General features: G+C 37.6%; 12 protein-coding genes. 4 read left to right on the top strand and 8 right to left on the bottom strand.

Features of this window, described 5'->3' with window-relative positions; translation table 11 throughout:
* Positions 1 to 182: 182 nt before the first annotated feature.
* From hemH to N0B48_RS12330, 3 genes are read right to left on the bottom strand one after another with little or no spacing between them, the layout of a single operon-like run.
* Positions 183 to 1,211 carry a ferrochelatase gene (hemH, locus tag N0B48_RS12320; protein ID WP_259839088.1) on the bottom strand — a complete coding sequence of 343 codons (1,029 nt, stop codon included), beginning with the start codon at positions 1,209 to 1,211 and terminating at the stop codon, positions 183 to 185.
* 3 nt (positions 1,212 to 1,214) lie between these two features.
* Positions 1,215 to 1,655, bottom strand: coding sequence for a hypothetical protein (locus N0B48_RS12325; RefSeq protein WP_259839089.1), 441 nt, complete (start codon positions 1,653 to 1,655; stop codon positions 1,215 to 1,217).
* A gap of 12 nt (positions 1,656 to 1,667) precedes the next feature.
* A complete protein-coding gene (locus N0B48_RS12330; protein WP_259839090.1) occupies positions 1,668 to 2,546 on the bottom strand; it encodes a NifU family protein in 879 nt (292 codons plus the stop codon).
* 245 nt (positions 2,547 to 2,791) lie between these two features.
* On the opposite strand from N0B48_RS12330, the gene N0B48_RS12335 reads away from it, so the two are divergent.
* On the top strand, positions 2,792 to 3,325 hold the full coding sequence (locus tag N0B48_RS12335) for a gamma carbonic anhydrase family protein (RefSeq protein WP_223606335.1): 534 nt from the start codon (positions 2,792 to 2,794) through the stop codon (positions 3,323 to 3,325).
* 346 nt (positions 3,326 to 3,671) lie between these two features.
* Here the strand turns inward: N0B48_RS12335 and N0B48_RS12340 are convergent, their stop codons facing one another.
* The gene (locus N0B48_RS12340) at positions 3,672 to 4,121 is read right to left on the bottom strand and encodes a hypothetical protein (protein WP_259839091.1); all 450 of its coding nucleotides are present in this window, start codon (positions 4,119 to 4,121) and stop codon (positions 3,672 to 3,674) included.
* Between the two features lie 83 nt (positions 4,122 to 4,204).
* Between N0B48_RS12340 and N0B48_RS12345 the strand changes: the two genes are divergently transcribed.
* The gene (locus N0B48_RS12345; protein ID WP_259839092.1) at positions 4,205 to 6,337 is read left to right on the top strand and encodes a helix-turn-helix domain-containing protein; all 2,133 of its coding nucleotides are present in this window, start codon (positions 4,205 to 4,207) and stop codon (positions 6,335 to 6,337) included.
* A 67-nt stretch (positions 6,338 to 6,404) separates the two neighbouring features.
* Here the strand turns inward: N0B48_RS12345 and N0B48_RS12350 are convergent, their stop codons facing one another.
* Entirely contained in the window at positions 6,405 to 6,833 is a 429-nt protein-coding gene (locus tag N0B48_RS12350; protein ID WP_259839093.1) for a hypothetical protein, read from the bottom strand.
* A 235-nt stretch (positions 6,834 to 7,068) separates the two neighbouring features.
* Here N0B48_RS12350 and N0B48_RS12355 point away from each other — a divergent pair, with 235 nt between their 5' ends.
* Complete coding sequence (locus N0B48_RS12355) at positions 7,069 to 8,073, top strand: LLM class flavin-dependent oxidoreductase (protein ID WP_259839094.1); 1,005 nt, start codon at positions 7,069 to 7,071, stop codon at positions 8,071 to 8,073.
* A gap of 67 nt (positions 8,074 to 8,140) precedes the next feature.
* The gene (gene ribB, locus N0B48_RS12360) at positions 8,141 to 9,262 is read left to right on the top strand and encodes a 3,4-dihydroxy-2-butanone-4-phosphate synthase (RefSeq protein ID WP_047452078.1); all 1,122 of its coding nucleotides are present in this window, start codon (positions 8,141 to 8,143) and stop codon (positions 9,260 to 9,262) included.
* Between the two features lie 255 nt (positions 9,263 to 9,517).
* Here ribB and fmt read toward each other — a convergent pair whose 3' ends face one another.
* The 3 genes from fmt to N0B48_RS12375 all read right to left on the bottom strand — a co-directional run bounded on the left by fmt (position 9,518) and on the right by N0B48_RS12375 (position 14,168).
* Positions 9,518 to 10,462 carry a methionyl-tRNA formyltransferase gene (gene fmt, locus N0B48_RS12365; RefSeq protein WP_259839095.1) on the bottom strand — a complete coding sequence of 315 codons (945 nt, stop codon included), beginning with the start codon at positions 10,460 to 10,462 and terminating at the stop codon, positions 9,518 to 9,520.
* Between the two features lie 284 nt (positions 10,463 to 10,746).
* Entirely contained in the window at positions 10,747 to 12,654 is a 1,908-nt protein-coding gene (locus tag N0B48_RS12370) for a RecQ family ATP-dependent DNA helicase (RefSeq protein WP_259839096.1), read from the bottom strand.
* Between the two features lie 77 nt (positions 12,655 to 12,731).
* Positions 12,732 to 14,168: an OmpA family protein gene (locus N0B48_RS12375; protein WP_259839097.1), complete on the bottom strand. Its 1,437-nt coding sequence runs from the start codon at positions 14,166 to 14,168 to the stop codon at positions 12,732 to 12,734.
* Between the last annotated feature and the right edge of the window lie 120 nt (positions 14,169 to 14,288).

A 14,288-nucleotide genomic window follows, 5' to 3' on the forward strand; every position in this document is an offset into this window, starting at 1 on the left:
ACATTATATATTCAACTTAGAAAACTTAAGTGTTCAAAAACTTTTGTGCCTTTTGTGGTTAATGAATTTTTAACCACAGATTTCACAGATGATTGTGGATATTTGTGAAAATCATTTGTGGCATTTGTGTTTAAAATAATCAGTTAATAAAAAAGGAACTGTATCAAACAGCTCCTTATATTTTAAACCAGATAAAAATCATTCAGTTTTTCTTCACAAAGTATCTTGACGACATCAATCCAGCGGTCTTCATCATTCAGACAAGGAATGTAATGGAAGTTTTCTCCACCACCATGCTCAAACTGTTCTTTGCCTTCTACTGAAATTTCTTCCAGAGTTTCCAGGCAGTCCGAAACGAAAGCAGGGCACACAATGGCCAGATTTTTTACCCCTTTTTTAGGGATCGTTTCTAATGTTTCATCCGTATAAGGTTCTATCCATTTGTCTTTTCCCAATCTTGACTGGAAAGAAACAATGGTTTTTTCTTTGGAAAGACCCATCTTAGCAATTACGGCTTCAGTCGTTTTATAGCACTGATGTCTGTAGCAATAGGCATTGTGAGTATCCACCTGGCTGTTGATACAGTTAGCATCGTCAATTTTACAGGTCTTTGACGGATCTGTTTTGTAAAGATGTCTTTCCGGAACCCCGTGGTAGGAGAACTGTAAAGCATCAAAGTTTTCAGGAAGTTTTTCCTTGATACTTTCTGCCAGACAGTTGATGTAAATATCCCTGTTGTAGAAAGGCTGTATATAATTGATTTTTACTTTCGGAAATTTCTTTTTACGGACTTCTTCTGCTTTTTCAATCACTGTTTCCGTAGTACTCATCGCGTATTGCGGATAAAGAGGAAACAGAACGATCTCTGAAACGCCCTGATCAACTAACTTTTGAATTCCCGCTTCAATACTGGGTTGAGCATATCTCATCCCGATTTCTACGGGAACATCCACTATTTTTTGAAGTTTCTTCCGGATCTTTTCAGTGATGACGACCAAAGGGGAGCCTTCATCTGTCCAAACTGTTTTATAGGCTTCTGCAGATTTTGCGGGTCTTGTTTTAAGAATAACTCCCTGAACCAGCAATGCACGGAAAATCCATCGGTAGTCAATTACCCTTTCATCCATCAAAAACTCGTCAAGATATTCCTTTACATCATTCACTGCCGTGGATCTTGGCGATCCCAGATTTACTAATAGAATTCCCTTCATTGTTTATTTTAGAGTTTGCAATCGTCCATCGATAGTTGGACCATACCTTTGCTTTAAATGTAAAATATAAACTTCCAGTGCCAAATGTTCTTCTTCTTTGGTCATTCCCAAAGATTTCAAATATTCATCACCCTTTTGAGTTGCTATTTTTGTATATAATTTGAAATATTCATCATCTGCATCGTAGATGAATTGTTCTCCTTTTAATTTTTTTATTTCGTCGCCGGTTTCTTTGTCCATTTCGTAGTAATTGTGGAAATAGTAATCAAGAAAAGTTGTGTTTTTCTTATTTAATTTATCTAAAACCACATCCATCTTTTGAAGGCTGTCTTTCGCTAATTTAGTTTCTACCAAATCATCATGAATACCGCTGTTCAATTGAGGTTCTTTCCTGCAGGCAAGAATACTTAAGCTAAGACCTATTAAAAGAAGGAATATTCTCATATCCAAATGATTTTATCCGTTCACAGCTTCTACTCTTTCTACCAAATCAGGAACAAATTGTTTTAAAATATTTTCAATTCCGTTTTTCAAAGTAGCAGTAGAACTTGGACATCCTGAACATGCACCTTGTAGAAGCATTTTTGCGGTTTTATTTTCCTGGTCGTATTCCATCAGGGAAATTTTTCCACCATCGTTTTCTACGGCAGGAGCTACATATTCATTCAGGATATCTGAAATTTTCTGTTCATCGTCTGTATATTCTCTGTTGATGATTTTTTCAACAGGATTTTCATGAGTCTGAGGTTCAAGGTTGGATATTTCACCTCCGTTCTGAAGATATTCAGCGATATGACCTCTTACAGCCATCATTACCTGATGCCATTCTACAGAATCATCTCTGGTTACAGCAACAAAATTATCAGAAATAAAAATTTCTTTAGCGAAATCAAATTCCTTAAAGATCGTCTGGGCTAAAGGAACTCCTTCTGCAGCCTCTCTTGATTTCACTTCCACAAAACCGTCAATAAGCATTTTGCTGGAAACGAATTTCATGGCATTAGGGTTAGGCGTCATTTCCGCATAAATCTGATACATTTCCTTCTTCTTCTGAAGGTAAATTCTCGGATTGGCTAATAATTCATCTTCAATGACATTTTTCAGGCTTTCAGCGACATGTTCCCATTCAATGGTGTCCTGTTTTGCTACCGCTACAAAATTAGCAGTGATGAAAACTCTTTCCACAAAAGGATAGTTGAAAAGTTCCTGAGCTAAAGGAATTTCTGAAATATCTGAACTTCTGTCCAACTCTAAAGAGCCCGGGATCAGGTTATAATCCGCGACAAATTTCATCACTTTCGGGTTTTCAGTTGGTTCTATAAGTATCGTACGCATTTTTTCGTTAAATTTGAGATACAAAAATACGCAATTAGAAATTAGAAGTTGGAGATTAGAAATTAGATTTTTGCTATCACACTCATTTGAAATTAGAAGTTAGAGTTGAGAAGTTAGAAATTAGTATGAGTAGACGTGTGATTTTCAAATCAATTCATTTTCCGACAAAAAATTAAAAGTTATTTCATGTAATCAGAATTTACATTTTCAAATTAACTTATTTTTCAAATTTTCAAATCAAAATTATGGCAATTGTAAAAGAACTTTTAGGAAAAAAACCTCAGATAGGAGAGGGCACATTTTTGGCAGAAACGGCAACCATTATCGGTGACGTTACCATGGGAGAAAACTGCAGTATCTGGTATAATGCAGTGATAAGAGGCGATGTACATTATATCAAGATGGGCAATAAAGTGAATGTTCAGGACAATGCCATGCTGCACTGTACCTATCAGAAATACCCTTTAAATATAGGAAATAACGTTTCCATCGGACACAATGCAATCGTTCACGGATGTACAATCCATGATAACGTGCTTATTGGTATGGGAGCTATCGTAATGGATGATTGTCTGGTAGAGGAAAATTCTATCGTAGGAGCCGGTTCCGTAGTAACGCAGGGAACGCATATCAAATCAGGAGAAGTCTGGGGTGGAGTTCCTGCCAAAAAAATCAAAGACATTTCTGCCCAATTATTGGAAGGAGAAGTGAACAGAATTGCAGATAATTATGTGAAATATTCTTCCTGGTATAAAGAGAATCTGGAGGTAGGGAGCTAGTTCCGAGGTCCGGGTTTTAGAGTTCCGGGTTGGAGAGTTATGAGTTATGAGTTATGAGTTATGAGTTTGTTGCTGGTTGACAGTTGCTAGTCCGAACCTCGAATCCCGCATCCCGAAACTTGTTAATGCTAAAATTCATTAAGAGCAAGTCTCATGTCTGACATCTGATATCTAGCATCTGAAGTCTAAAATCTTGATTCTTGGTTCTCAAGTCTTATCACCCCACAAATAGTAAAAGCTCCATCATATCGATAGAGCTTTTTTAAAATCCTTAGTATAAACTCCTGAGTGAGCTTTGTTGATAATTCAACAGATATATAACCTTTGCTTTGATTTTTTTCTTTTTCTATTGCTCCGGTGTTATGAGCAGGGCTTTTCCAGCGACACACTTGACAGATGTTGGAGGTGTGATCATCATACAGTCCGAAGTGATATTATATTTTTCATTGAAGGCCTTTACTTTCTGGGTATATTCTTCGATTCTGGGTGATATTGCAGCTTCTATTTTTTTAGGATAGGCGATGTATTGCTGAGGTCCTCCGCAGGCTTTGGCTCCCATTGGGGCAAAAGTCCATTCTGATGCATCGGTACATTTTTCTTTGGATGCTTCAGATTCAATGAATGCTTTTAACTTATCCAGCTGAGCCTGTTCATATTTTTGACTGTCTTCATCGGCGGGTCTTTCGGAGATATCTTTTGGAAGATTGGCGCTGGTATTTTTTGTTGTATTACATGAAACGAGGGTAAGTGTAGTACATAATGCCAACAATGGAATATTGATTAAGAATTTTTTCATTATAAATTTCTTTTCTATTAAAGAATTTTCAAAAGTTATGCCAAGGTACCAAATTCAAATTCATTTTGCGTAATTTTGGAGCGATGAACAATCATTTTTTTGACTTAATAGAGCATACGAACAGAAGTGTTTTTCTTACAGGAAAAGCCGGAACCGGAAAAACAACCTTCCTTAATGATTTTGTAAAGAAGACGAGGAAAAAGTATATTGTGGTAGCGCCTACGGGCATTGCCGCAATCAATGCCGGAGGGGTAACTATCCATTCTATGTTTGGGCTGCCTTTGAGGACTTTTTTACCCACTACGGACCGTATCGATGGAAGATTGGCGAATAATATTGCCGACCTGATGCCCCATTTTAAATACAGAAAGGACAAACTTAAACTTTTAAGAGAAGTGGAAGTACTTATCATTGATGAGGTTTCCATGCTGAGAGCTGATGTTCTCGATATGATGGACTTTTCTCTGAGGTTTATCAGAAGAAATAACCAGCGGTTCGGTGGAGTTCAGATGTTGTTCATTGGTGATCTTTACCAGCTTCCGCCGGTGGTAAGAGACGAACATATTTTAAAGATTTGTTATCAGTCGCCCTTCTTTTTCGATAGTCATGCCGTGAAGGATATTCCTTTGTTGACCATTGAATTGACCAAGGTGTACAGACAGTCGGATGAAAAATTCCTCGATATTCTGAATGCGATCCGTGACGGAGATATTGCCAATATCAATTTTGATGTTCTCAACGAAAGATACAATCCTGATTTTAAGGCCGGAACCAATTCCTACGTTTATCTGTGTTCACACAATAGAATGGCGGATGAAATCAACCAGGAAAAACTGGAAGAGATTGATCTGACAGTGAAAACCTATGAAGCCAAACTTTTTGGAGATTTCAAGGAAAATCAGTTCCCGAACGAACAATTTTTAGAATTAAAGGTTGGGGCACAGATCATGTTCATCAGAAATGATATCACCGGAGAAAAAAAATATTTCAACGGAAAGTTAGGTGAAATTATGTCACTTGATGACAACGAAATCAAAGTGGTTCTCGATGGAAGTGAAAGAGAAATTGTAGTAAAAAGAGAAGTCTGGGAACAGAAAAAATATTTCCTCGACACCGAAAAAAATATCAAAGAAGAAGTTTTAGGAAGCTTCGAACAGTTCCCGATCAAGCTGGCGTGGGCGGTTAGCATTCATAAAAGCCAGGGACTGACGTTTGATAATGTCATCATTGATGCAGGGAAAAGTTTTACTGCCGGTCAGGTGTATGTAGCGCTTTCGAGATGCCGTACGCTGGAAGGAATCGTTTTAAAATCCAAAATCACTCCCGAGGTTATTTTTAAGGACAACAGAATTCTGCAGTTCCAGGGAAATACTCTTGCGAATGATAATGTAGAAGCGATTCTGAACCGTGAAAAATACGATTACAGTATCAAAAAAGTACTCCGTACCGTCAACTGTCTGTGGTTCCTGAATGAAGTGGAGGAGTGGAATAAACTTTCCATTACCACGAAAAGCATTGATCATGTAAAAACCAACCAGCTTTATATTCAGCTGAAACATGAAATTGTTAACCTCGGAAAGATTTTTGAAAAACTGGAAAGAGTCATTTCCCAGAAGGTTAATAATTTTATCGAAAATAAAGAAGAATGGTCTGAAATTGAAGGTAAAACGAAAGGTGCCGTTAATTTTTTCTTTACAGAAATCAGGGATAAAGTATTCAATCCGCTGAAGGAATTTTATGCTGAAATCAAAGGAACAAAAGGTTTAAAACAGTACAATGAAGAATTCAGGGAATGGCTGGAAGATACTGAAGAATACCTGAACAGCCTGAAAGAGGTTCATCTGTTGGAAACTAAGCTTTTAGATGAAAAAAATGACAAAGAAATCAATTTGAAAATTGCAAAAGTTCCATCACAGGTTTTGACTTTTCAGTTATTTGAGCAGGGAAAAACCATTGGTGAAATCGCCATGGAAAGAGGTCTCGTGAAAGAAACGGTAATCGGCCATTTAGCAAAATTTGCAGAGCAGGGATTATTGGATATTTCAAGAGTCATTACTTCGGATAAGATCAAAGCGTTTGAAAACGAATTCTACAAAAATCCTCATGAAACCCTTACGGAATGGAAGAATGCATTGCCGAACGATTTTGAATTCAATGAGATCAGAATTTTGATCAATCATTATACGTTTAAGAAAGAGAAGAATGATTCGATATAACAAAAAAGACTGTCCCAAAAGTGAGACAGTCTTTTTTTATTTGTTTAAGAGATCCTGATTGACCCTGTTAGCTGTTATTGATCACATCAAAATAAAGCTTCAGATTATCCCAGTTGCTATCACTCTTTGAATGGTATTTGATAAACCTGTCCTCTCTGTCTTCCAAATCATTGGGAATGTCTATACATTCGCCTGTAATTTTCTGTGTATCCTCCTGCTTGGCGTAGAAAATGATTTCGTACAGATTTTTGTAAAGCGTTGTTCCGGCAATTTTGATATCAGCCACTTTCATTATTCTCTGAAGGATTTGTACCATCAGCAGTTGTAAATTGGCCTCATCATTTTCCGTATCATCAAATTTTTGCAATTCAACATACCAACACCAGCTAAACTGGCCCTTGTCGTTATTCTGCATGATACTTTTATTCACCCACAACTCAAAAGGTTCATTGTCTACCTTGAGTATTCTTCGGCTAAATTTTACAGCTTCTTCCACGTATTTAAATTTTGGAGTTCAAATATAATGCAATAATCCAAGTACAAAAAAAATAAAGAAGATTAAATAGTATTCAATAGTTTTTTCTCACAACGCCAATCAGACTTATCAATTACAAAAAGTAACTAATGCGATTTTATTGGTTTAAATTTGTTTGGTTTTAAACCTAAAATTTAAAATTATGAAATCACCGAGGGTGATTTCATATCGCTTTAAAAAAAAATAAATATCTGATATGAAAAATTTTGAAATATCGGTGCTTGATCTTGCTCCCGTAAAGCAGGGAAAAAGTATTCACGATACGTTTCAGGACAGTTTATCTTTAGCAAACCATACTGAACATTTACATTATAAAAGATTCTGGCTTGCGGAGCATCACAATATGGAAAGTATTGCCAGCTCTGCCACCACAGTTCTGATCGGTTTTATCGCCAACGGAACAAAAACAATACGTGTAGGATCCGGAGGAATTATGCTTCCGAACCACAGTTCCCTGATCATCGCTGAACAGTTTGGAACCCTCGAATCTCTTTTTCCGGGAAGAATAGATCTTGGTCTGGGAAGAGCTCCCGGAACAGACGGACTTACCGCCCAGGCTTTAGGAAGAAATCCTGCGATCATCAACAAACAGTTTCCAAGACAGATTTTAGAATTGCAGACGTATTTTTCGAAAGACAATTCTGATGCTTTAGTGCGTGCGATTCCCGGCGAAGGTCTGGATATTCCGCTTTATATTCTGGGGTCCAGTACAGATAGTGCCTGGCTTGCTGCGGAGCTTGGACTTCCGTATGCTTTTGCAGGACATTTTGCTCCGGAACAGATGGAAATGGCTTTTAAAATTTACAGAGAGCATTTTCAGCCTTCCGAACAACTGGCTCAACCTTACCTGATGGCGTGTATCAATGGGGTAGCGGCTGAGACTTCAGAAGAGGCTCACAAGATGTCTACAACGTTGTTCCAGGTATTTATCAACATCATCAGAAATGACCGTAAACCATTTGCTCCGCCAGTAGATGATATGGATGATCTTTGGTCGCCGATGGAAAAATCGATGGTACTTCAGAAACTGAAATATACGTTGATCGGAAATCAGGCAGCAATAGAAGAACAGCTGAAAGATTTTCAGGAAAAATTCAATGTGGATGAATTAATTATCAATTCCCATATCTACGATCATCAGAAAAGACTGAGATCTTATGAGATTTTCAGAGAGGCGGCAAACTCTTTATCCAAAGCCTAACAAACCATCCATATTAATTGGCAGATGCTCATTTTTATAAGTATCTTTGCACAAATAAAAAGTAAACATGTCTGATATTAAATTAAATACTATTCCAGAGGCTATTGAAGACCTTAAAAATGGTAAAATAATCATAGTAGTAGATGATGAAGACAGAGAAAACGAAGGAGATTTTCTTTGCGCTGCAGAATTGACAACGCCAGAAATTATCAATTTTATGGCACTTCACGGAAGAGGACTTATATGCATGCCGCTTCCTGAAAAAAGATGTGACGAGCTTGGTCTTGAAGTAATGGTAAGCAGAAGCAGTGATCCTAAGGAAACCGCTTTTACCGTATCTGTTGACCTTCTTGGAAACGGAACTTCTACAGGTATTTCTGCCGGAGACAGAGCCAAAACCATTTTAGCTTTGATGGATGAAAAATCCAAACCGACAGATTTCATGAGACCTGGTCACATTTTCCCGCTTCGTGCTAGAAAAGGAGGGGTTTTAAAAAGAGCCGGACATACTGAAGCAGCTATTGATCTGACTCAGTTGGCAGGTTTAAAAGAAGGTGGTGTGATCTGTGAGATCATGAATGACGATGGTACAATGTCCCGTTTGCCGGAACTTCACGCTTTTGCTCAGAAACATGATATGAAGATAGTTTCCATCGAAGACCTGATTCATTATCAGCTTAAAAAAGGAAATCTTATCGAAAGACTGGAAGAAAGAAAAGTACAAACAGCTTATGGTGAGTTCGATTTTTTTGCTTTCAGAGAAACTTCGAATGACCAGATCCATTTTGCTTTAACAAAAGGAGCATGGACGGTTGACGAACCTGTTTTGGTAAGAGTTCAGTCTTCAGATTCATATTTTGATGTATTGACAAGACTTAACAACGGTGAAAAACCTTTATTGGAAAAAGTAACCAATATGGTGAATGAAGCAGGAAAAGGAGCCGTTATTTTCATCAATAACGTTTCAAATTCTGAAAATACACTGAGAAAACTTCAGCAATTCCTGAATTATCAGGATGGTCAGGAGCAGCATCCTACGTTAGCTTACAACTACAGAGATTACGGTATTGGTACACAGATCCTGAAAAATCTGGGAATCAATAAATTTAAAGTGATCACTCAAAACCCGAATATCAAGCCACAGGTTGGAGGATATGATGTAGAGGTGACAGAGCTTGTTCAGCTTTAAAAGTGAATCGTTAATTGTGAATTAACTTCGTTGTCAATTTCATTGAAGACGGAAGAAAATATAAATGAAGCAAAAAGGTTTAGAAAATTTCTAAACCTTTTTTATTTTACTTAAAGATGGATCTTTTAGAAATCAGATGTCAGATATCGAATTTCAGATCAGAAGTTTAAGATTTTTTTACATTGAGTTTTGGAACTAGCAACTGTCAACAAGCAACCAAGTTCCCACTCATATACTCTAAAACTCTTCAACTCCCTAAAAGCTTATCTCCTCAAAGTTTCTAAATCCATTCAGAAAATCCTTTACTGTCATTCTTTTTTTGCCCTCAAGCTGAAGTTCTTGTGGGAAGTAGGCACCGTCTTCCGTATAAATTTTGAATTCATTTTTAGAAATGTCCAATGTTCCGGAAGGTTTTCCATGATCCGTGATCTCAAATTTTCCAGCGAATATTTTCAATCCTTTTTCCTCTTCTCCGATTTTTATTGTGGTGAAAGCAGCCGGATAAGGTGACATTCCAAGGATGAACTGGTGAATTGTTTTTGAAGGAGCTTTCCAGTTGATCCTGGTATCTTCCTTAAATATTTTATAAGCATTTTTAGGATGCTCAACATGAGGCTGAGGTTTTTCGATAATGGAATTTTCTGCTAAACCGTCCAGAGTTTTTACCACCAGTTTTGAACCCATTTCCATTAATCTGTCGTGAAGACTTCCTGCATTTTCATCCTGTAAAATGTCCAGTTCCTGCTGAAGAAGAATATTTCCTTCATCTATTTTTTCATTGATGAAAAATGTAGTGGCCCCGGTTTTTTCTTCACCGTTAATCACTGCGTAATTGATAGGAGCTGCTCCTCTGTAATCAGGAAGCAATGAAGCATGAAGATTGAAAGTTCCCATTTTAGGCATTTCGAAAAGAACCTTTGGCATCATTCTGAAAGCAACGACTATGAACACATCAGCATCCAGTTTTCTCAGTTCTTCTAAAAATTCAGGGTTTCTCAATTTTTCCGGCTGGAAAACAGGAATATTATTTTCGGCGGCGTACACTTTTACCGGAGACTGGTTGATCTTCTGTCCGCGGCCACTGGCTTTATCAGCAACAGTTACCACACCTACCACTTCATGATCAGACTGATGAATAGCCTCCAAAGAAGTCTTTGCAAACTCCGGAGTTCCTAAAAAAACGACTTTCAATGATTTCATGGTGCAAAGATAAGGGTTTTTGGGAGAGTTTTGGAGTTGGAGGATATTAGAGTTGGAGTGTTTTAGAGTGAGAGAGTCGGAGAGTTTTTAGAGTATACAAGTTAGTTGCTGGTTGACAGATATTGGTTTGAACCGCAAAACCCGGACCTCGCATCCCGAACCTTTTTTTAACTATTAAAATGAATCTAAATTTCTAGTTTACCCGATTGGTCTGAAATCTGCTGTCTAAGATTCACCATTCACTTGCGAAGCAAAATTCACAATTGACCATTCACCATTACTTATTACTCATTATTAAGCGCATAGGTTCTAAAGTTCAGCATCTTTACTTTTCCTGAGTCTAAGAGAAAGATCAGGTTTTCTAGGATGTTGTTTTTAGAGTGATAGTTGAGCTGGACGGATAAGTCTTCGATGGTGGAAGGTTTTTTAGCCAACAGATTAATGATCTGCTGGGATATGTTTTTTCCGAAAATGGATTGCTTGTTCTTTTCACAAACTGAGCACTGGCCACAGTTCTTCGTGTTTTTTTCTCCAAAATAGGCGAGGATGAGTTTCATTTTACAATAATCATTGTTTTCTATGAAGAACTTGATCTCTTCCCATTTCTGGATTTTATTTTTTTGAATATGCTCAAAAAGTTTCCAATACGCCGCATTGATGGCTCTTTCGTCACGGGGTTTTAGAAATTTAATGCTTGATAAAGCACCGTCTACATATTCCAGATAATTTTTCTGCTGAAGTTCTTTCAGACGTTCTTTAATCAGAGGAACGCTTACTCCGATCTTATTGCTGACCTGTTGCTCGCTGAACATTACCTTATGAGTAGTGATTCCTGACACGGTACGGAGCAGAAGCTCTATGAAATAAGCATCCTTCTGTGGTAGCTGGTCTATTTCTTCAGCATTAAACAGAAGTTCCAGTGAAGACAGGCTTTTGTTGTCGTTGTGATAGATGATCTCCTGATTGTGCAGGAAATTGAGAACATTGCTGATCTTAGCTCTCGATAGTCTTGTAAAGTTTTGTATTCCCTGGATATTCAGCTGAAAAACTTTTTCCGGCAGTTCATATTCTGCTACCTGAAAAATAGAGTAGAGGTAAGTGATGATTTTTAGAAATTCAGCTTTGTTGGGAATCTGATTTTTTAAGATTTCGTCAAAATTGAGCAGTTCCTGTTTGTTCCAAAGGAGAAATGCAAAACTGTCTTTGCCATCTCTTCCCGCTCTTCCGATTTCCTGATAAAAATTCTCTAATGAAGGTGCAGGAGAGTAATGGATCACAAAGCGTACATTATCTTTGTCTATTCCCATTCCAAAGGCATTGGTGGAGATCAGAACATGGTTGTCGCTATTATTCCATTGAGACTGTCTGGTGTTTTTCTCTTTCGTCGTTAATCCGGCATGAAAATAATCAACATTTTTAACCTGGTTTTTTTTGAGAAATTCGGCCAGCATTTCTGCGTCTTTTCGGGTTCTTACATAGACGATCCCGGAATCATTATTGTGTTTTAAGATGTCAAAAACACGTTGGAATTTATCGGAAACTTCATCTAAAAAGATCCTGATATTCTCTCTCCTGAAACTTTTCTGAAAAACAAACGGCTTTTTTAGTTCCAGCTTATTTTTAATTTCTTCGAGTACTTTTGGAGTTGCTGTAGCTGTTAAAGCCAGACATGGAATTTTTGGATTATTTTTTCTGAATTCTTTAATATTCTGGTAACTCGGTCTGAAATCCTGACCCCATTCTGAAATACAGTGGGCTTCATCTACAGCAATAAATGACAGCTGAATTTCTTCAATATTCTGTAGAAACTGGCTGTTGGTCAATCTTTCGGGAGATACATATAGAAGTTTGGTAAGGCCGTCCTTACAACGGTCATAAACTGCTTCCGCATCATATTCATCCAGTTCGGAAGATAAGTAGTCCGCCTCTATACCACGGTGCTTCAGTTGGCTTACCTGGTCTTTCATCAAAGCAAGAAGAGGAGAAATCACCAAACAGGTTCCTTCTTTCAGTAAGGCCGGAAGCTGGTAGCAAAGTGATTTTCCGGCACCGGTAGGCAACAGGACAAGACTGTCTTTTTCATTAATCACCGCATCAATGATTTCTTCCTGTGAATCTCTGAAACTGTCATAGCCCCAAAAATATTTTAGGGTATCAAATTTTAATTTTTGGAAATCCTGCTGAGAAATCATAGGGTAAAAGTAATAAAAGTATTACAACAAAAAAAGCCGTGCAAGGCACGGCTTTGATATATTAGCTGATAAGTGTATTATTTAGCTTCGAAGTATACTCTTCTGTTGGCTCTGTTTTTCCATTCAGGGCATTTAGTAGCTGGTTCACACTCAGGATATTTAAGGTCTTTTTCACCTTTTCCTACTGCGTTGATTTTTCCATTCTGAACTCCGTTTTTAATCAAATAATTCTTAACGTTATTTGCTCTTCTTTCAGAAAGTTTCTGGTTGTAAGCGTCAGTACCTCTTGTATCAGTAGCACCGATTACACTGTAAGAACCTGTTGAAGAGTTAATATAGTTAACTGCATTATTTAAGATTGGGGTATTTGAAGGTAAAATTCTGTCAGAATTTAAATCAAACTCAATTCCTTCAAGTTTCGTTTCTGTTTCTACTACAGGTCCTGTAGGAGTTGTAGGACATCCGTTGTTTTCCACAGGTCCCGGAACAGTTACACACTTGTCGTAAAGATCGATTACACCGTCAAGGTCAGTATCAAGAGCTACACCGGCACCATCCACTCTTGCCCCAGCAGGAGTATCAAGTTGTCTGTCCCAATCGTCGCAAACTCCGTCGTTATCAGCATCTCCTTTTTTACATACTTCAATATCTTGGTTTTTGTTAGCCAAAACATCAAGTTTGTAATAGATTTCCTGAAGCGGGTCATGCCACATTAAGTGAGATTCGTGCTTTCCTAATTTCAATGAAAGACCTAGAGTAGCGTTGAAGAAGTTGTCAGATACCTGCTCTTCACGTCTGTTGATCGTACTGTATTTGTCACCACCTCCATCGAATTCATCATCACCGGTAACTACATACATCAATCTTCCTTCAAGATCAAGTCTTCTGTTGATTTTATACTTTAAACCGGCACCAGCCTGCATAAACATAGATCCAAACTTGAATGGTTTTACTTCAGTAGCTAAAACCTGTCCTTTAATATCTTTCTGATATGCTCTGTATGCGATAGTACCAACACCTGCATAACCATGAAGTGCCCATCTGTAAGGAGAGTGATTGTCAACTCTTCTCAATAAGTTAGAGAAGTTGATATCTCCTAATAAAGAGATTGCATCATACTGAGTTCTTGCTCCTACGGCTTTCGCATCCGGTGCAGCATCTTTCGTATTGAACCATCCCTGTCTTGTTTCACCTCTGTCATATTGTAATTTTAAACCGAAAGCATGAGTGATTGCTTTGTCAATACTTACATAAGCAGAGTATCCGAAAAGGTTTTTACCATTACCATTCTTGATAGATGTAAGATCTGCTGACTGAATCAGCGGTACACCTGCACCAGCTGAAATAGACCAGTCGTTAAATCTTTTTGACTGATTGGTAAATGGGGAAACATTGGCAGAACCGGAAGAAAATGTATTCGGATATTCTCCATGTGAAACTGCCGTTGAGTCTTGCGCATAACTGATGGCAGGAATTGCCATGGCTAATGCAACAATTGCTAAACTTAATTTCATAGTGTTATTTTTTTAAGTTAATTTAAATGATTTTATTTCTTAAGTAATTTATTCTTGTGATCTCTTCTCAATAGTTCTGATATGTATAATTCACTACATGCCGAAATGTCTGAAAAATAA

It is taken from the genome of Chryseobacterium herbae (assembly GCF_025154075.1).
In the GTDB taxonomy this organism is placed as follows: Bacteria; Bacteroidota; Bacteroidia; order Flavobacteriales; family Weeksellaceae; genus Chryseobacterium; species Chryseobacterium herbae.

Excerpts from the sequence above, each read along its gene's own strand:
- N0B48_RS12345 (WP_259839092.1), top strand. The coding sequence starts at position 4,205 with ATGAACAATCATTTTTTTGACTTAATAGAGCATACGAACAGAAGTGTT.
- N0B48_RS12355 (WP_259839094.1), top strand. The coding sequence starts at position 7,069 with ATGAAAAATTTTGAAATATCGGTGCTTGATCTTGCTCCCGTAAAGCAG.
- fmt (WP_259839095.1), bottom strand. The coding sequence starts at position 10,462 with ATGAAATCATTGAAAGTCGTTTTTTTAGGAACTCCGGAGTTTGCAAAG.
- N0B48_RS12325 (WP_259839089.1), bottom strand. The coding sequence starts at position 1,655 with ATGAGAATATTCCTTCTTTTAATAGGTCTTAGCTTAAGTATTCTTGCC.
- N0B48_RS12340 (WP_259839091.1), bottom strand. The coding sequence starts at position 4,121 with ATGAAAAAATTCTTAATCAATATTCCATTGTTGGCATTATGTACTACA.
- N0B48_RS12370 (WP_259839096.1), bottom strand. The coding sequence starts at position 12,654 with ATGATTTCTCAGCAGGATTTCCAAAAATTAAAATTTGATACCCTAAAA.
- N0B48_RS12375 (WP_259839097.1), bottom strand. The coding sequence starts at position 14,168 with ATGAAATTAAGTTTAGCAATTGTTGCATTAGCCATGGCAATTCCTGCC.
- N0B48_RS12330 (WP_259839090.1), bottom strand. The coding sequence starts at position 2,546 with ATGCGTACGATACTTATAGAACCAACTGAAAACCCGAAAGTGATGAAA.
- ribB (WP_047452078.1), top strand. The coding sequence starts at position 8,141 with ATGTCTGATATTAAATTAAATACTATTCCAGAGGCTATTGAAGACCTT.
- hemH (WP_259839088.1), bottom strand. The coding sequence starts at position 1,211 with ATGAAGGGAATTCTATTAGTAAATCTGGGATCGCCAAGATCCACGGCA.
- N0B48_RS12335 (WP_223606335.1), top strand. The coding sequence starts at position 2,792 with ATGGCAATTGTAAAAGAACTTTTAGGAAAAAAACCTCAGATAGGAGAG.